The sequence below is a fragment of the Halomonas sp. PGE1 genome (assembly GCF_013000985.1).
GTDB lineage: Bacteria > Pseudomonadota > Gammaproteobacteria > Pseudomonadales > Halomonadaceae > Halomonas > Halomonas alkalicola.
Genome location: NZ_CP053032.1, coordinates 2,710,583 through 2,726,591, shown reverse-complemented (window position 1 = coordinate 2,726,591; position 16,009 = coordinate 2,710,583). Strand labels below are relative to the sequence as shown.

Sequence of the window (16,009 nt, the reverse complement as noted above, 5' to 3'; positions counted from 1 at the left end):
GCGCCTGTTGTCAACCCGGGTGGGCGCTGAAGTTGACAGTCGGCTGCGTCGCCACCTGCCGGGTCGCTGCGCCTTCTGCCTGGGCAAGGCCGAGCGGGAGCGCCCCTGGTGCGCGGCCTGCTTCGCCGAGCTGCCCTGGAACCTGCCGGCCTGCCCGCGCTGCGCCGAGCCCCTTCCCGGGCGCCCCGAGGCGAGGCCTTGCGGGCGCTGCCTGCGCTCCCCGCCCGCCTTCACGCGCAGCCGGGTGCCGCTGCGCTATGAGCAGGAGGTCGCCGGGCTGGTGCAGCGCTTCAAGTTCGAGGCCTCTCCCCGTGCCGGGGCGGTGCTGCTGGCGCTGTTCGAGGCCGGCCTGCCCGAGACGGTCCTGGCCTGGCCCCAGGCCCTGGTGCCGGTGCCGCTGCACCCCTGCCGCGCCCGGGCACGCGGCTTCGATCAGGGCGAGTGGCTGGCCAGGCGCCTGGCACGTCGGCTCGAGCTTCCCCTGGTGCGGGCACGCCGGTGTCGCGACACCCCCAGCCAGCGCGGCCTGGACCGCGACGAGCGCCGCCGCAACCTGAACCGCGCCTTCGTGATCGAGGCGGCGCTGCCCCCGCGAGTGGCGCTGCTGGATGATGTGATGACCACCGGGGCGACCCTGGAGGCCCTGGCATCGGCCTGCCGCGCGGCGGGTGCCCGCGAGGTCGAGGCCTGGGCGGTGGCGAGAACGCCGTTGCCATAAAGCCGATGGCTTTCTCCAGTAAAGCCGATGGCTCTGCTAGCATGCGGGTTTTACTGCCGGGACTGCCGCCATGGAAACTTCCCCCCATCCCTTCGCCACCCTCTCGCCCGCGCGGGTGGTGGCGGCGGTGGAATCGTTGGGCTTCTGGCTGCCGGGTGAGCCCTTCACCCTCAACAGTTACGAGAACCGCGTCTACCTGGTGCATGACGACGAGCGGCGGCGCTGGGTGGTGAAGTTCTACCGTCCGGAGCGCTGGAGCGATGCGCGCATCCAGGAGGAGCACGATTTCCTGGCCGAGCTCGACGAGGCCGGGGTGGCCGTGGCCGCGCCCTGGCGCAACGACGAGGGCGTGAGCCTTCACCGCGCCGAGGGGTTTCGCTTCGCGCTCTTTCCCGGCCTGCCGGGTCAGGCCCCGGAGCTGGAGAATCCGTCGCACCTGTTTGCCCTTGGGGAGCTGATCGGTGCCGTGCATGCCGTGGGCGAGCGTGGTCGCTTCGTCCATCGCGGTGCCATGGACCTGGACGAGATGGTGCTGGAGGCCCGGGAGCGGGTGCTGGCCAGTGCCTGGCTCGGCACCCGTCAGCGCGAGGCCTATGCCCGGGTCACCGCGGCCCTGCACGAGCGGCTGGCCGACCACGCCTGGCCCGCCGAGCGGGCGATCCGCGTCCACGGCGACTGCCATATCGGCAATATCCTGGGCCGCGATGAGCACTTCGCGCTGGTGGATTTCGACGACTGCCTGATGGCGCCGGCGGTGCAGGACCTGTGGATGCTGATCACCGCCGAGCACGCCGAGGAGCGCCATATGCAGCTCTCGGAGGTGATGGAGGGGTACGAGGAGCACCGCGAGTTCGACCGCCGCGAGCTGGCCCTGATGGAGCCGCTGCGTACCCTGCGCCTGCTGCGCCACAGCGCCTGGCTGGTGGCGCGCTGGGAGGATCCGGCCTTCCCGGCGGCCTTCCCATGGCTGGCCGATGAGGGCTACTGGGACGGCCAGATCCGCTCGCTGGAGCAGCAGCGCCAGGTGCTCGAGCGCGAGCCCCGCTGGCTCGCCTGAGGTCGGGTCGTGGCCTGACGCAGGGCGCCAGGCCCAACGCAAGGCGCTCCTGACCCAACGCAAGGCGCCCCTGACCCAACGCAAGACGCCCCTGAAAGAGGGGCGCCGTGTCGCGAGAGGGCGTTGCCGGCCTACTGGTCCGGGTCGGGACGCTCGGCGGGAATCGGGTTGGCGACCCCGGCGCCTTCGGCCTGGCGGCGCTGGATGTTGATCTTCTCGGACTGGTTCTCTTGCTCCTCGATGGAGAGCTCGCTGGCCAGCCGCAGCTCGAAGGCGTGCTCCGGGCTGAGCTCGCAGCGCCCGCTGTCGCAGGCGGCGATGCCGAAGCTGCCGTCCGCGTCGTAGGCGGCGGCCGACATCTCGCCCGAGTAGATCTCGCTGTCGTCGCCGTCGGTGGCGATGCAGGTCACGGACTTGGTGGTGATGCGCACCCGCTCGCCCTCGAGCCGGGCATCGCCCACCATGATGCAGTGGCTCGGCAGCTCATAGGTGCCCTGACCGTTGGCGACCGGGCGCAGCAGGATGTCATCGAGGCGCGGCTCGTCCTGGTCCAGGGTGACGGAATCGATCACCTGCACCTCGAGTCGCGCGTCGGCGGGCAGTTCCAGGGTCGCGGCCAGCGCCAGAGACGGGCTCAGGAGGGCGGCCAGCAGCAGAAGGGTGGGGGTCTTGGTCATGTCGAGCTCTCGGAAGAAGTCGTGCACTGCATGAGAGCCAGGATTCTAGCACAGGGGGGCTGGGCCCTCCCATTCGCTGCGGGGCTGGGGTGCGGCAGGTTGTCACGTGGCGGGCCTGCGCCGCGAGGGGGCTTGCGCTAGAATGCGGGATCCATGTCAATTCATATTGTACAGGCTTAGTTTCTTGTATATCTTCTGTACATGAAAACCGATCAGGACGGGCTCGACGATGACCGAAGAAATCGCCAACCACTACCGGCAGATCCTCCTCGCACTGGGTGAGGATCCGGAGCGCGAGGGCCTGCGCGATACCCCCAAGCGCGCCGCCAAGGCGATGCAGTTCCTCAACCGGGGCTACGTCCAGTCGCTCGAGGAGATCGTCAACGGCGCCGTGTTCGAGTCGGAGACCGACGAGATGGTGCTGGTCAAGGACATCGAGCTCTACTCCATGTGCGAACACCACCTGCTGCCCTTCATCGGCAAGTGTCACATCGCCTACCTGCCCAGCGGCAGGGTGCTCGGACTCTCCAAGTTCGCGCGCATCGTCGACATGTTCGCCCGTCGCATGCAGATCCAGGAGAACCTGACCCGCCAGATCGCCGAGGCGGTGCAGCAGGTCACCGACGCCCGAGGCGTGGCGGTGGTGGTGGAGGCCAAGCACCTGTGCATGATGATGCGCGGCGTGGAGAAGCAGAACTCCAGCATGACCTCCTCGGTGATGCTGGGTGCCTTCCGCGACAATCCCTCCACTCGCCAGGAGTTCCTGACCCTGGTCAACGGACGCTGAGGCCCACCCGCCAAGGAGATCGGCCATGCCGCTGCACGCCATCGATGACCAGCACTTCGATCATGATCTGGCCACGATCCGCATCAAGAACCTCCGCCTGCGCACCTATATCGGCATCAAGGAGGAGGAGATCCAGAACCGCCAGGACGTGGTGATCAATGCGGTGATCCGCTACCGCGCCGACAAGGCGGTGGCCTTCAACCATATCGAGCAGGCGCTGAACTACCGCACCATCACCAAGCAGGTGATCGCCCATGTGGAAGACAACCGCTTCCTGCTGCTGGAGCGCATGACCCGCGAGGTGCTGGACCTGGTGATGGCCCACGAGCAGGTGCTCACCGCCCAGGTCGAGATCGACAAGCCCCACGCCCTGCGCTTCGCCGACTCGGTCTCCATCACCCTCTCGGCCACCCGCGACCCTCGCCGCCCCGCCTGAGAGGCCGGCCGCCCTGTGGCCCCGCAAGGCCCCGGTGCTCTTTGAGCCCCGGGGCCTTTGCGCTTAGCATGTGAGGCCCGTTCCTGTCCGCGCAATGGAGTGACCTTGGAAGGCGACACCCCGACCCCCGCTTCCCCCCGGCGCCGCTACGCCCCCTGGGCCATGGCCGCCATCGTCTCGGCTCTGCTGGCCCTGCTGCTGCAGGGGGCGCTGCTGCCCCTCAACCTGGCCGCCGCGGTGATGGCGCTGCTCGGCCTGCGCCAGATCCGTCGCGAGCCCGAGCGCTACATCGGCCGTGCCTTCTGCTGGCTCGCCATCGGCCTGGTGCTGATCCTCGCCGTGCTCACCGCCATGCTGGAGCCGACTCCCTCGGTGCCGCCGGCCGAGTACATGGTGCCGGACGAGGCGCAGCAGATGCTCGATGAGGGGCGCGCCCCGTCCGAGCCGGTCGCCGACGAGCGTTGACAAACTCGGCCACAGACGTGGCGCCTCCCCGCCGCGGTCCCGTATCCTAGGCGCTAGCCTGTCATCCGGCCGCGCCCCGCCGTTCTCTACAACAACTTTGTTACAACAACACCGCCTTGCCCTCAGGAGATGCCCATGGAAGCCCTCAAGGAAACGCAGCTCTACTGTCCCTTCGCCTATATCGACGGCAGCTGGGTCGCCGCCGACAGCGGCGAGCAGATCCAGGTGCTCAATCCGGCCACCGGCGAGCCCATGGGCGACGTGCCGCGCCTGGGGCGGGTCGAGACCGAGCGCGCCATCGAGGCGGCCCATGCCGCCCTGCCGGCCTGGAAGGCGCTGACCGCCCTGGAGCGCGCCGATATCCTGATGAAGTGGCACGACCTGATGCTCGAGCACCAGGACGACCTGGCCATGATCATGACCTTCGAGCAGGGCAAGCCGCTCAAGGAGGCCGCCGGCGAGATCGCCTACGCGGCCAGTTTCCTGCGCTGGTTCGCCGAGGAGGCGCGGCGCATCTATGGCGAGACCATTCCCGCCGCCAAGGGCAACCAGCGGATCCTGGTCACCAAGCAGCCGGTGGGCGTGGTGGGGGCCATCACCCCCTGGAACTTCCCTGCGGCGATGATCACCCGCAAGGCGGGGGCGGCGCTGGCCGCGGGCTGCACCATCGTGGTCAAGCCGGCCAGCCAGACCCCCTTCTCGGCCACGGCCCTCGCGCTGCTGGCCGAGCGCGCCGGCGTGCCCCGCGGCGTCTTCAACGTGGTGCCGGGCCGCGCCGGCGAGATCGCCGCCGCCATGACCGAATCCCCGCTGGTGCGCAAGATCACCTTCACCGGCTCCACCGAGGTGGGTCGCGAGCTGATGGCCAACGCCGCACAGCATATCCAGAAGATCTCCCTGGAGCTGGGCGGCAATGCGCCCTTCATCGTCTTCGAGGATGCCGACCTGGACGCCGCGGTGGAGGGGGCCATGGCCGCCAAGTTCCGCAACGCCGGCCAGACCTGCGTCTGCACCAACCGCTTCCTGGTGCAGTCCAGCGTGGTCAACGCCTTCTGCGAGAAGCTCGCCGTGGCCATGCACAGCGAGCTCAAGGTGGGCGACGGCACCCAGGCGGGCATCAACATCGGCCCGCTGATCGACGACAAGGCGGTGGCCAAGGTCAGCGAGCACGTCCAGGACGCGGTGGACAAGGGCGCCGAGCTGTTGATGGGGGGCCACCCCCATCCGCTGGGCGGCAACTTCTTCACCCCGACCCTGATCAGCTTCGCCACCTCCAGCATGAAGGTGGCCCACGAGGAGACCTTCGGCCCGCTGGCCGCGGTGTTCCCCTTCGACGACGAGGAGAGCGCCGTCGAGATGGCCAACGACACCGAGTACGGCCTCGCCGCCTACTTCTACTCTCGCGACCTGGGCCGCGTGTGGCGCGTCGCCGACGCCCTGGAGTACGGCATGGTGGGCATCAACACCGGGCTGATCTCCAACGCCGCCGCCCCCTTCGGCGGGGTCAAGGCGTCCGGCCTCGGCCGCGAGGGCGGCCATCAGGGGCTGGAGGAGTTTCTGGAGACCAAGTACCTCTGCATCGATCTCGGCTGATCAGCCGCCCTCGAATCAAAAAGCCCGCGACCATGTCGCGGGCTTTTTCGTGAGGGGGAGGCCTTAGTGGCGGAAGTGGCGCATGCCGGTGAAGACCATGGCAATGCCTGCTTCATTGGCGGCGTCGATCACCTCCTGATCGCGCATGGAGCCGCCGGGCTGGATCACCGCGGTGATGCCGGCCGCCGCCGCGGCGTCGATGCCGTCGCGGAAGGGGAAGAAGGCGTCAGAGGCCATCACCGAACCGGGCACCGAGAGGCCCTCGTCGGCGGCCTTGATGCCGGCGATGCGGGCCGAGTAGACGCGGCTCATCTGGCCGGCGCCCACGCCGATGGTCTGGCCATCCTTGGCGTAGACGATGGCGTTGGACTTGACGTACTTGGCCACCTTCCAGGCGAAGGCCAGGTCGCGCAGCTCCTGCTCGGTGGGCACCCGCTCGCTGACCACGGTGAGCTCGTCGCGGCCGACCATGCCGAGGTCGCGGTCCTGAACCAGCAGGCCGCCGGTGACGCGCTTGAAGTCGTGGGCGTGCTCGCACTCGCCCGGCCAGTGGGCACCGACGTCGAGCAGGCGCACGTTCTGCTTCTCGGCGACGATGGGCAGGGCGTCCTCGGCGACCCCGGGGGCGATGATCACCTCGACGAACTGGCGGTCGATGATGGCGCGTGCGGTCGCGGCGTCCAGCGGCACGTTGAAGGCGATGATGCCGCCGAAGGCGCTGGTGGGGTCGGTGGCGAAGGCCTTGTCGTAGGCCTCGAGCGCCGTGGCGCCCACCGCCACGCCGCAGGGGTTGGCGTGCTTGACGATGACGCAGGCGGTGTCGGTGAAGGCCTTGACGCACTCGAAGGCGGCATCGGTATCGGCGACGTTGTTGAAGGAGAGCGCCTTGCCCTGCAGCTGGGTGGCGGTGGCGACGCTGGCCTCGCTGGCCCCGGCCTCGACGTAGAAGGCCGCGCTCTGGTGCGGGTTCTCGCCGTAGCGCATGGTCTGCTTCTTCTCGAACTGCAGGTTGTAGGTGCGCGGGAAGCCATCCTCGCCGCCGGGCACCCGCTGGCCGAGGTAGTCGGCGATGGCGGCGTCGTAGCCGGCGGTGTGCTCGAAGGCCTTCACGGCGAGATCGAAGCGGGTGGCGTCACTCACCGCGCCGTCCTGGGCGGCGATCTCCGCCAGCACCCGGGCATAGTCGCCGGCGTCCACCACGATGGTGGTATGGGCGTGGTTCTTGGCGCAGGCACGCACCATGGTGGGGCCGCCGATATCGATGTTCTCGATGGCATCCTCGAGGGTGCAGTCGGGCTTCGCCACGGTCTGGGCGAAGGGGTAGAGGTTGACCACCACCATGTCGATGGGAGCGATGTCGTGCTCGGCCATCACCGCATCGTCCTGGCCGCGGCGGCCGAGGATGCCGCCGTGGATCTTCGGGTGCAGGGTCTTGACGCGACCGTCCATGATCTCGGGGAAGCCGGTGTGCTCGGACACCTCGGTGACGGCGATGCCGTTCTCCTGGAGCAGGCGGAAGGTGCCGCCGGTGGAGAGCAGCTCGACGCCGCGCTCGGACAGGCCGCGGGCGAAGTCGACGATGCCGGTCTTGTCCGAGACGCTGATCAGGGCGCGGCGAACCGGGGTGGGGGAGGCTTGGGCCATGGGGGTCACTCTCTGCTGACGGGTGGGACGAACAATCGGGGCGGCATGGGCATGACATGCCGAAGGGAGCCGGCGGCTCCCTTCGTGAATGGGTCAGATCAGGTCGTATTGCTTGAGCTTCTTGCGCAGGGTGCCGCGGTTGAGGCCGAGCATCTCGGCGGCGCGGGTCTGGTTGCCCTGGGTGTGGTCGAGCACGGCGGCCATCAGCGGGGCTTCCACCTCGGCCATCACCATGGCGTAGAGCCCGGTGACCTCGCCACCGTCCAGGTGGGCGAAGTAGCGGCGCATGGCGAGGTCCACCGCCTCGCGCAGCGGGCGCTGGCCGACGGACTCGTCGAGCGCCTGGGGGCGTTGGCCCTCCAGCCCGTTGAGTTCCTGGCCATGTCCAGACAGCTCGGGGTTCGGGGGAAAGGCTTGGCTGGTCATGCGGCTCGTGTTCCTTTCGAGGTCATGCCCTCCCGCTTTGGCGCGGCGGCCTCGAGGGGGGCGTGACGAAAGCAGTCGTCGATGAAGCGATGCTGGGCGGCGGCGCTCTGAAGGCCGTTGAAGGTGGCCTTGTAGTCGCGCTGTCTCTCCGCCGTCAGGCGGGTGTCGCCGGCCAGGTACCAGCCGACGTGCTTGCGCGCGATGCGCACGCCCATGTGCTCGCCGTAAAAGTCGTGAAGGGCCGTGAGATGATCGCGCAGCACCGCGGCGCGCTCCTCGTCGGCCGGGGGCGCCAGGCGCTCCCCATGGCGGAGGTAGTGGTCGATCTCGCGAAAGATCCAGGGGTTGCCCTGGGCGCCGCGACCCACCATCACCGCATCCGCCCCAGTATAGTCGAGGACGGCGGCGGCCTTCTCCGGGGAGTCGATATCGCCGTTGGCAAAGACGGGAATGCCCACCGCCGCCTTGATCTCGGCGATGGTGTCGTACTCGGCCTGGCCGGTGAAGCGCTGCTGGCGGTGGCGGCCGTGCACGGAGAGCGCCTGGATGCCGGCGGCCTCGGCCAGCCGCGCGATGCGCACCCCGTTGTTGCTCTCGGCGCACCAGCCGGTGCGGATCTTCAGGGTCACCGGCACCCGTACCGCCGCCACCACCGTCTCGAGGATCTCGGCCACCAGCGCCTCGTCGCGCAGCAGCGCGGAGCCGGCGGCCTTGTTGCAGACCTTCTTGGCCGGGCAGCCCATGTTGATGTCGATGATCTCGGCGCCCATCTCGGCATTCAGCCGCGCCGCCTCGGCGAGCATCTCGGCATCGCCGCCGGCGATCTGCACGGCGCGGGGGCCGGGCTCACCGCGGTGGTCCATGCGCAGGCGCGACTTGCGGGTGTGCCAGAGGCTCGGATCCGAGGTGACCATCTCGCCCACCACCAGCCCCGCGCCCAGCCGGCGGCAGAGCTGCCGGAAGGGGCGGTCGGTGACGCCGGCCATGGGCGCCAGGATCAGCCGGTTGGGCAGGGCGTGGTCACCGATGCGGGGCAGGGACGGGCGGGTGTCGGGCATGGTGTCGGACGGTGATGGCATGAGGGGGGCATATCATACGCCCCCGGTCGGGTGGGGTGAAGTGGCGAAGGGTCGCGTCTAGCGCGCCCGCCGCCCGGTAAGCCGCACCCAGCCGTCGCTGGTGACCGGCTCGTCCATGGTCAGCCCCTGGTCGCGATAGGCCTCGAGCACCTCCTCGGCCTGGCCCGCGAGGATGCCGGAGAGTGCCAGGCGCCCCCCGGGGGCGACGTGGCCGGCGATCATCGGTGCCAGCGCCACCAGCGGGCCGGCGAGGATATTGGCCACCACGATGGGGAAGGTCTCGGCGTCGTCGAGCTGTTCGGGGTAGCAGAGCCGGAAGCGGCCCTCGTCGATGGCGTTGCGCTCGGCGTTGTCACGGCTGGCCTGCAGCGCCTGGGGGTCGATGTCGGTGCCGATGGCGCTGGCCGCGCCGAGCCTGAGCGCGGCGATGGCGAGGATGCCTGAGCCGGTGCCGATGTCCAGGACCGCCTGGCCATGGAGGCTATCGGCCACCGCCAGGCCGTCGAGCCAGGCCAGGCAGAGCGCCGTGGTGGGGTGGGTGCCGGTGCCGAAGGCGAGCCCCGGGTCCAGGTGCAGGTTGACGGCGCCGGGCTCCGGCGGCTCGTGCCAGCTCGGCACGATCCACAGGCGCTCGCCCATCTGCATGGGCTGGAAGTCGTCCATCCACTCCCGCTCCCAATCGCGGTCGGCCAGCAGTTCCACCTCGATCTCGGGGCAGGGCTCCTCGGGGAGCTCGGCGGCCCAGGCCTGGCGAACCCGGTCGAGCATGGCATCGACGCCCTCCAGGTCGTCGTATAGGCCGGTGAGCACCGTCTCGTTCCACAGCGGGGTGCTGCCGCGCTCGGGCTCGAAGACGGGGTCGTCGTGGGCATCCTGCAGGGTGATGGCGGTGGCGCCCTCGTTGAGCAGCAGCTCCTCGAGGGTGTCGGCCTGCTCGGGTGGAATATGGGCCTTGAGTTGCAGCCAGGGCATGGCGGTGTTCCGTGATGTGGAAAGGAGAGAGGACAACGCAAGCGGGGCGGCCGAGGCCGCCCCGCGGAAGTCGCCGGGGAGCGTCACATCCCCAGCTTCTTCTCCAGGTAGTGGATATTGACCCCACCCTGCTGGAAGTAGCCGTCGCGCACCAGGTCCTTGTGCAGGTCGGTGTTGGTCTTGATGCCCTCCACCAGCAGCTCGTCCAGGGCGACCCGCATGCGGGTCAGCGCGGTCTCGCGGTCGGCCCCCCAGGTGATCAGCTTGCCGATCAGGGAGTCGTAGTGGGGCGGCACCGTGTAGCCGGTATAGATGTGGGAGTCCATGCGCACCCCGAGGCCACCCGGCGGGTGGTAGAGGGTCACCTTGCCGGGGGAGGGCATGAAGGTGCGGGCATCCTCGGCGTTGATCCGGCACTCGAAGGCGTGGCCCGAGAGCTTGACCTCCTCCTGGGTGATCGACAGCGGCAGGCCGGAAGCGATGCGCAGCTGCTCGCGGACGATATCCACACCGGTCACCATCTCGGTGACGGGGTGTTCGACCTGCACCCGGGTGTTCATCTCGATGAAGAAGAACTGGCCGTCCTCGTAGAGGAACTCGAAGGTGCCGGCGCCGCGGTAGCCGATGGTGATGCACGCCTGGCGGCACGCCTCGAGCACGTCGGCGCGGGCCTTCGGGTCGAGCATGGGGGCCGGGGCCTCCTCGATCACCTTCTGGTGGCGGCGCTGCAGGGAGCAGTCGCGGTCATAGAGGTGAATGGCGTTGCCCTGGCCGTCGGCCAGCACCTGCACCTCCACGTGGCGGGGATTCTCGAGGAACTTCTCCATGTAGACGGTGCCGTCGCCGAAGGCCGCGTGGGCCTCGGTGCGGGTCACGGTCACCGCGGAGAGCAGGTGGGCCTCGGTGTGCACCACGCGCATGCCGCGACCACCGCCGCCGGCGGCCGCCTTGATGATCACAGGGTAGCCGATGCGCCTGGCGATGGCGACGATCTCGCCCTCGTCATCCTCCGGCAGCGGACCGTCGGAGCCCGGCACCGTGGGCACGCCGGCCTTCTTCATCGATTCGATGGCGCTGACCTTGTCGCCCATCAGGCGAATGGTCTCCGCCCGCGGGCCGATGAAGGCGAAGCCGGAGCGCTCGACCTGCTCGGCGAAGTTGGCGTTCTCGGAGAGGAAGCCGTAGCCGGGGTGGATGGCGCTGGAATCGGTGACCTCCGCGGCGCTGATCAGCGCCGGGATGTTGAGATAGGACTGGGCCGAGGCGGCCGGGCCGATGCAGACGGCCTCGTCGGCCAGGCGCACGTGCATCAGCTCGCGGTCGGCCTTGGAGTGGACCGCCACCGTCTTGATGCCCAGCTCCTTGCAGGCGCGCAGGATACGCAGGGCGATCTCGCCGCGATTGGCGATGAGTACCTTGTCCAGCATGATGAATCCGCCAGTGTCAGGTGAATGAAGAGGCGCGGCGACGTCAGCCGAGCACGATCAGCGGCTGGTCGAACTCCACCGGCTCGCCGTCATCGACCAGGATCGCCTCGACCACGCCGTCGCGGTCGGCCTCGATCTGGTTCATCATCTTCATGGCCTCGACGATGCACACGGTGTCGCCCTTCTTGACGCTCGAACCCACCTCGATGAAGGGCTTGCTGCCCGGGGCCGGGCTGCGATAGAAGGTGCCCACCATGGGCGAGGCGATGGCCTGGCCCTGGTAGCCGGGGCCTTCATCGGCGTCGGCCGGGGCGGGGGCCGCCACCGGGGCCTGGGGAGCGGGCTGCGCCGGCGCGGCATAGCCCTGGGGCATGACGGGCTGCCAGCTCGCGCCATTGGGATGGCGGCTGATGCGCACCGACTCCTCACCCTCCTGGATCTCGATTTCGCTGATGTTGGACTCTTCGAGCAGCTCGATCAGCTTCTTGACCTTGCGGATATCCATGACGTTGTCCCGATCGCTTGGGTGCAGTGAATGAGGGCTGGCCCGGTGGCGCTGTCAACCCGGGCCAACTTGCCATAGATCGCGGCAAGATGGCGTCTCTTACCGCTCTAATGGCCGTGAAAAAGGGATGACGCCGGAGTTTGCCGAAAATCCACGGGGATGTCCAGTCGCGCGGAGAACGCCGTTCGAAGCGTGAATTTAAACGACTGTTTGACGACGTTCGCGACCGCGCCGCGGCCTGTCGGGTCAGCTCGTCTGGCCGTTCAGCCAGTCGAGCACCCCCTCGAGATGGGTGGCCAGCCCCGGGGCGCGCATCTCGCCCTGGATGCGTGCGTCGCGCAGCTCCTCCTCGCCGTGGAAGAAGAGCAGGCTGGGCGGCCCGAACAGGCCGAAGTGGTCGAGCAGCTCGCGGGTGGCGCTGCCCGAGTCGGTCACGTCCACGTTGATGCGGGCGAAGGCCGACAGCGGCTCGGCGACCCGGGGGTCGGGATAGACCTGGCGCTCCATCTGCTTGCAGGAGATGCACCAGTCGGCGGTGAAGTGGACGAAGGTGGGGCGGCCATCGCCCACCGAGGCCAGGGCCCGCTGCAGCTCATCGAGCCCTTCGACGGTGGTGATCTCGGCGGGCTCCACCGCCGCCGCGCCGCCGCTGCTGCCCAGGTTGGCCAGGGGGCGCAGCGGGTCATGGGCGCCGCTGGCGGCCCCCAGCACCAGGGCCAGGCCCCAGGCGAGCAGCAGCAGGCCGGCCGCCTGGCGCACCCGCGGCCAGCCCTGGGGCAGGTTGACCGACATGGCGCCGAGTGCCAGGGCGCCGCCGATGGCCAGGCCCGCCCACAGCAGCAGCGCCACCGCCGAGGGCAGCAGGCGCTCCACCAGCCAGATGGCCACCCCCAGCAGCAGGATGCCGAAGGCGATCTTCACGCCGTTCATCCAGGCGCCGCTGCGCGGCAGCAGGGTGGTGCCGAAGGTGCCCACCAGCAGCAGCGGCACGCCCATGCCCAGCCCCAGGGCGAGCAGGGCGGCGCCGCCCAGCATGGCGTCGCCGGTGGTGGAGATGAACACCAGGGCGCCGGCCAGCGGCGCGGAGACGCAGGGGGAGACCACCAGCACCGACAGCGCCCCGGCCAGTGCCAGGCCGCCCGGCCCGCTCTGCTGGGCGCGGGCCTGCCAGGCGTCGATGCGCCCGGAGAGACGCGACGAGGTGCGCAACTCGAAGGCGCCGAACATGGCCAGGGCGAAGAGGGCGAAGAGCACCGCAAAGGTGATCAGCACCGGCGCCGACTGCAGCCGCGCCTGGAGGTTGAGGCCGGCACCGAACAGGCCCATCAGCACCCCCACGGCGGCGTAGGTGAGCGCCATGCCGGCCACGTAGCTCGAGGAGAGCACGAAGGCGCGAGGGCGCCCGGGGTTCTGGCCGACGATGATCGAGGAGAGGATCGGCACCATGGGCAGCACGCAGGGGGTGAAGGTCAGCCCCAGGCCAGCCAGGAAGAAGAGGCCCAGGACCAGCGGCAGGCTGGCCTCGGCCATCAGGCGCTGGAAGCGACCGTCATCGCTCTGGGGGGCGGCCGGTCCGGCGGCGCCTGCTCCCGCGTCCGCCGCGCCGCCGCCGTTGCCACTCGCCAGGGCGGCGAAGACCGTCGGCGCGGCGCGCTCCGGCGCCTCGAGGGAGACCCGCTCCGGCGGGTAGCAGAGGCCGGCATCGGCGCAGCCCTGGAAGGTGAAGGTGAGCGGGAAGGGGCCGCTGACCCCCTCCTCGAGGGGCACCTCGAGCAGCATGGTCTCGCGGAAGACGTAGACGTCGCCCATGAACTCGTCGCTGGTGAACTCGCCACCGGGGATCTCGGGTTCGCCCAGGTTCACGGCGTCGGAGGTCACCGCCAGCTGGTGGCGATAGAGGTAGTGCTCGGGCGTGACCTCGACCCCCACGTAGAGGGTCTCGCCGTCATGCCAGGCCTGGGGCTGGAACGCCTCCAGCACCGGCAGGAACTGCTGGGAGCTGGAGGAGGAGAACCACTGCGCCTGGGCGGCCAGCGGCAGCAGCATCATCAGGAGCAGCGGGGCGAGGCGTCTGGCGATCAAGTGGGGCATCCTTATCCTGCGGGTGTCGGGGCGAGCTCGGACTAGAGACCCATGGCCGGCGGCGCGGTTCCCCGCGAGCGCGGCCGGGGCGCTGGAGTTCGCAGTGGTGCTAGGATAGCGCAGAAGCACGCGTCAGTCGGCGTGCCGAGTCCTGCGTCGTCTGCGCCCCATTGTCGCATCGCGCGGGCCTACCTTCATTAGACAGGGATTATCACGACATGGCCTGGAAAAGCTGGCGCGCCGCCCGGCGCCGCAGGAAGGAGGAGGCGCTGGAGCGCCCCCGCTATGGCTGGATTTGGAAGCCGCTGCTGGCACTGGCGGGGCTCTACCTGCTGGTCACCATCGCACTGGGGATCTGGTGGAGCCAGCCGCCGGCCCCCTTCGACGTGGAGCAGGCAACCCTCGAGCGCCGCGGCGAGGCCGCCTATGCGCCGGCGGCGCGGGGCACGGTGACGGTGGCGACCCTGGCCGAGACGGTGGCGACGCTGCTCGACAAGCCCGGCGGCTACCTGCGCAACGACATCGCCCCGCCGGGCGTCTGGCTGGACAACATGCCCAACTGGGAGCTCGGTGTGCTGGAGGTCTCCCGGGACCTGGCCCGCGCCCTGCCCGGGATGACGGCGGCGCCCAGCGATCACCTCGAGGAGGCCCGCGAGCGGCTCGAGGGCGACGACCGCGACTGGTTCTACCCTTCCACCGAGCAGCGTCTCGAGCAGGCGGTCGCGGCGCTGGATGCCCAGCTGGGCGAGCTCGGCGCCGACCGCGACGGCTTCGTGCCCGGCCAGGGCCTGGCCGACTGGCTGGAGCACAGCGCGGCGCGCCTGGATGAAATCGCCCTGCGCCTGGCGGCCAGCGTCGGCAGCCACGAGGCGCTGACCGAGCTCGCCGTGGAGACCGAGTCGCTGCCGCCGCGCACCCCCTGGTACCGCGTCGATGACATCTTCTTCGAGGCCCGCGGTACCGGCTGGGCCCTGGCCCAGCTGCTCGAGGGCGTGCAGCGCGACCAGGCCGACGTGCTGGCCGAGAGCGGTGCCGAGGCCGAGTGGGGGCGCCTGCTGGCGGAGCTTGCCAGGACCCAGCGGCGGCTGTGGAGCCCGGTGGTGCTCAACGGCTCAGGTTTCGGGCTCTTCGCCAATCACTCCCTGGTGATGGCGCTGCACATGACGCGGGCGCGGGATCTCGCCGCCCAGCTGGCGGTGCGCCTGGCCGAGCCGCCGGCGTCCCTGGCCGCGCCGGCAGAGGTCGCCGAGACGCCGCCCACCGAGACGCTGCCCGAGGAGAGCGAGGAGGCGGAGCCCGTCGAGCCGCCGGTGGTGGAGGTGGAGCGCCTCGAGGAGGAGGTCGTCGAGCCGCCCCCCGAGGGGCTGGCCGCGCCGGAGGAGTGAGCCGCTCGCGCCCCTGAAATGCAGCAGGGCCGCCCGATCGGGCGGCCCTGCTGGGTCTGGCCGGGTGCCAGCGGGAAGGATCAGGCCTTCTCGTAGGCGGCCACGGCCTTCTCGATGGCCTTGCGGGCGGCCTCGGCGCCTTCCCAGGACTCCACCTTGACCCACTTGCCCTTCTCGAGATCCTTGTAGTTCTCGAAGAAGTGGGCGATCTGCTGGCGGAGCAGCTCGGGCAGGTCGGTCACTTCCTGGACCTCATCGTAGAGGCTGGAGAGCTTGGCGTGGGGCACGCAGACCAGCTTGGCGTCTTCGCCGGCCTCGTCGGTCATGTTGAGCACGCCCACCGGACGGGCGCGGATGATGGCGCCGGGCTGGACCGGGTAGGGGGTGACCACCAGGGCGTCCAGCGCATCGCCGTCGTCGGCGAGGGTGTGCGGGATGAAGCCATAGTTGGCCGGGTAGAACATCGGGGTGGCCATGAAGCGGTCGACCAGCAGGGCTCCCATGTCCTTGTCGATCTCGTACTTGATCGGCGAATGGTTGGCCGGAATCTCGATCGCCACGTAGACGTCGTTGGGGAGGTCCTTGCCGGCAGGGATGTTGTCGAAGTTCATCGTCGCTTCCTTGGGTTGGAGATCAGCCTGGTCAATCGCTGAGCGAAAAATCCGCGAAATTATACGGAGCGGGCACCGGGATTACCAATGCGACATAGGTGCCGAGCTTGTCCGGGGAGGCAGCGGCCTGGGTCGATGCTGCTTA

16 protein-coding genes are annotated in these 16,009 nt (G+C 69.6%); 7 read left to right on the top strand and 9 right to left on the bottom strand.

Annotated features, from left to right (window positions below):
* The first annotated feature begins 19 nt into the window (after positions 1-19).
* Positions 20-718, top strand: a complete 699-nt coding sequence (locus HIR79_RS12845) for a ComFC family protein (RefSeq protein ID WP_249322148.1) — start codon at positions 20-22, stop codon at positions 716-718.
* Positions 719-788: 70 nt separating this feature from the next.
* Positions 789-1,775, top strand: a complete 987-nt coding sequence (locus tag HIR79_RS12840) for a serine/threonine protein kinase (protein WP_169958668.1) — start codon at positions 789-791, stop codon at positions 1,773-1,775.
* Positions 1,776-1,906: 131 nt separating this feature from the next.
* On the opposite strand, the gene HIR79_RS12835 is transcribed toward HIR79_RS12840, so the two are convergent.
* Positions 1,907-2,452: a TraB/TrbI/VirB10 family type IV secretion system protein gene (locus HIR79_RS12835; protein ID WP_169958667.1), complete on the bottom strand. Its 546-nt coding sequence runs from the start codon at positions 2,450-2,452 to the stop codon at positions 1,907-1,909.
* A 229-nt stretch (positions 2,453-2,681) separates the two neighbouring features.
* On the opposite strand from HIR79_RS12835, the gene folE reads away from it, so the two are divergent.
* The 4 genes from folE to HIR79_RS12815 all read left to right on the top strand — a co-directional run bounded on the left by folE (position 2,682) and on the right by HIR79_RS12815 (position 5,733).
* Positions 2,682-3,239, top strand: coding sequence for a GTP cyclohydrolase I FolE (gene folE / locus HIR79_RS12830; RefSeq protein WP_169958666.1), 558 nt, complete (start codon positions 2,682-2,684; stop codon positions 3,237-3,239).
* Positions 3,240-3,264: 25 nt separating this feature from the next.
* Complete coding sequence (gene folX, locus HIR79_RS12825) at positions 3,265-3,675, top strand: dihydroneopterin triphosphate 2'-epimerase (RefSeq protein ID WP_169958665.1); 411 nt, start codon at positions 3,265-3,267, stop codon at positions 3,673-3,675.
* A gap of 105 nt (positions 3,676-3,780) precedes the next feature.
* Positions 3,781-4,140 (top strand): hypothetical protein, encoded by a 360-nt coding sequence (locus tag HIR79_RS12820; protein WP_169958664.1) that lies wholly within the window; start codon positions 3,781-3,783, stop codon positions 4,138-4,140.
* 135 nt (positions 4,141-4,275) lie between these two features.
* Entirely contained in the window at positions 4,276-5,733 is a 1,458-nt protein-coding gene (locus tag HIR79_RS12815) for an NAD-dependent succinate-semialdehyde dehydrogenase (RefSeq protein WP_169958663.1), read from the top strand.
* Between the two features lie 63 nt (positions 5,734-5,796).
* Here HIR79_RS12815 and purH read toward each other — a convergent pair whose 3' ends face one another.
* The 7 genes from purH to dsbD all read right to left on the bottom strand — a co-directional run bounded on the left by purH (position 5,797) and on the right by dsbD (position 13,877).
* On the bottom strand, positions 5,797-7,377 hold the full coding sequence (gene purH / locus HIR79_RS12810) for a bifunctional phosphoribosylaminoimidazolecarboxamide formyltransferase/IMP cyclohydrolase (protein ID WP_169958662.1): 1,581 nt from the start codon (positions 7,375-7,377) through the stop codon (positions 5,797-5,799).
* Positions 7,378-7,470: 93 nt separating this feature from the next.
* Positions 7,471-7,803 carry a DNA-binding transcriptional regulator Fis gene (fis, locus tag HIR79_RS12805; protein WP_119020444.1) on the bottom strand — a complete coding sequence of 111 codons (333 nt, stop codon included), beginning with the start codon at positions 7,801-7,803 and terminating at the stop codon, positions 7,471-7,473.
* On the bottom strand, positions 7,800-8,861 hold the full coding sequence (dusB, locus tag HIR79_RS12800; protein ID WP_169959586.1) for a tRNA dihydrouridine synthase DusB: 1,062 nt from the start codon (positions 8,859-8,861) through the stop codon (positions 7,800-7,802). Before dusB ends, fis begins: the two co-directional genes overlap by 4 nt.
* 78 nt (positions 8,862-8,939) lie before the next feature.
* Positions 8,940-9,854, bottom strand: a complete 915-nt coding sequence (prmA, locus tag HIR79_RS12795) for a 50S ribosomal protein L11 methyltransferase (protein ID WP_169958661.1) — start codon at positions 9,852-9,854, stop codon at positions 8,940-8,942.
* Positions 9,855-9,937: 83 nt separating this feature from the next.
* Complete coding sequence (gene accC / locus HIR79_RS12790) at positions 9,938-11,281, bottom strand: acetyl-CoA carboxylase biotin carboxylase subunit (RefSeq protein WP_169958660.1); 1,344 nt, start codon at positions 11,279-11,281, stop codon at positions 9,938-9,940.
* A 43-nt stretch (positions 11,282-11,324) separates the two neighbouring features.
* Entirely contained in the window at positions 11,325-11,786 is a 462-nt protein-coding gene (accB, locus tag HIR79_RS12785) for an acetyl-CoA carboxylase biotin carboxyl carrier protein (RefSeq protein ID WP_169958659.1), read from the bottom strand.
* 246 nt (positions 11,787-12,032) lie between these two features.
* Positions 12,033-13,877: a protein-disulfide reductase DsbD gene (gene dsbD / locus HIR79_RS12780; RefSeq protein ID WP_169958658.1), complete on the bottom strand. Its 1,845-nt coding sequence runs from the start codon at positions 13,875-13,877 to the stop codon at positions 12,033-12,035.
* Between the two features lie 209 nt (positions 13,878-14,086).
* Between dsbD and HIR79_RS12775 the strand changes: the two genes are divergently transcribed.
* Positions 14,087-15,253 carry a DUF2333 family protein gene (locus tag HIR79_RS12775; protein WP_211620772.1) on the top strand — a complete coding sequence of 389 codons (1,167 nt, stop codon included), beginning with the start codon at positions 14,087-14,089 and terminating at the stop codon, positions 15,251-15,253.
* An 80-nt stretch (positions 15,254-15,333) separates the two neighbouring features.
* Here HIR79_RS12775 and ppa read toward each other — a convergent pair whose 3' ends face one another.
* Positions 15,334-15,864: an inorganic diphosphatase gene (ppa, locus tag HIR79_RS12770; RefSeq protein ID WP_169958657.1), complete on the bottom strand. Its 531-nt coding sequence runs from the start codon at positions 15,862-15,864 to the stop codon at positions 15,334-15,336.
* Positions 15,865-16,009 lie beyond the last annotated feature (145 nt).

Bases quoted from the DNA above. Each gene is read 5' to 3' on its own strand.
- HIR79_RS12815 (WP_169958663.1), top strand. From the start codon at position 4,276: ATGGAAGCCCTCAAGGAAACGCAGCTCTACTGTCCCTTCGCCTATATC.
- purH (WP_169958662.1), bottom strand. From the start codon at position 7,377: ATGGCCCAAGCCTCCCCCACCCCGGTTCGCCGCGCCCTGATCAGCGTC.
- ppa (WP_169958657.1), bottom strand. From the start codon at position 15,864: ATGAACTTCGACAACATCCCTGCCGGCAAGGACCTCCCCAACGACGTC.
- folE (WP_169958666.1), top strand. From the start codon at position 2,682: ATGACCGAAGAAATCGCCAACCACTACCGGCAGATCCTCCTCGCACTG.
- fis (WP_119020444.1), bottom strand. From the start codon at position 7,803: ATGACCAGCCAAGCCTTTCCCCCGAACCCCGAGCTGTCTGGACATGGC.
- HIR79_RS12835 (WP_169958667.1), bottom strand. From the start codon at position 2,452: ATGACCAAGACCCCCACCCTTCTGCTGCTGGCCGCCCTCCTGAGCCCG.
- HIR79_RS12775 (WP_211620772.1), top strand. From the start codon at position 14,087: ATGGCCTGGAAAAGCTGGCGCGCCGCCCGGCGCCGCAGGAAGGAGGAG.
- prmA (WP_169958661.1), bottom strand. From the start codon at position 9,854: ATGCCCTGGCTGCAACTCAAGGCCCATATTCCACCCGAGCAGGCCGAC.
- accC (WP_169958660.1), bottom strand. From the start codon at position 11,281: ATGCTGGACAAGGTACTCATCGCCAATCGCGGCGAGATCGCCCTGCGT.
- dusB (WP_169959586.1), bottom strand. From the start codon at position 8,861: ATGCCCGACACCCGCCCGTCCCTGCCCCGCATCGGTGACCACGCCCTG.
- accB (WP_169958659.1), bottom strand. From the start codon at position 11,786: ATGGATATCCGCAAGGTCAAGAAGCTGATCGAGCTGCTCGAAGAGTCC.
- dsbD (WP_169958658.1), bottom strand. From the start codon at position 13,877: ATGCCCCACTTGATCGCCAGACGCCTCGCCCCGCTGCTCCTGATGATG.
- folX (WP_169958665.1), top strand. From the start codon at position 3,265: ATGCCGCTGCACGCCATCGATGACCAGCACTTCGATCATGATCTGGCC.
- HIR79_RS12840 (WP_169958668.1), top strand. From the start codon at position 789: ATGGAAACTTCCCCCCATCCCTTCGCCACCCTCTCGCCCGCGCGGGTG.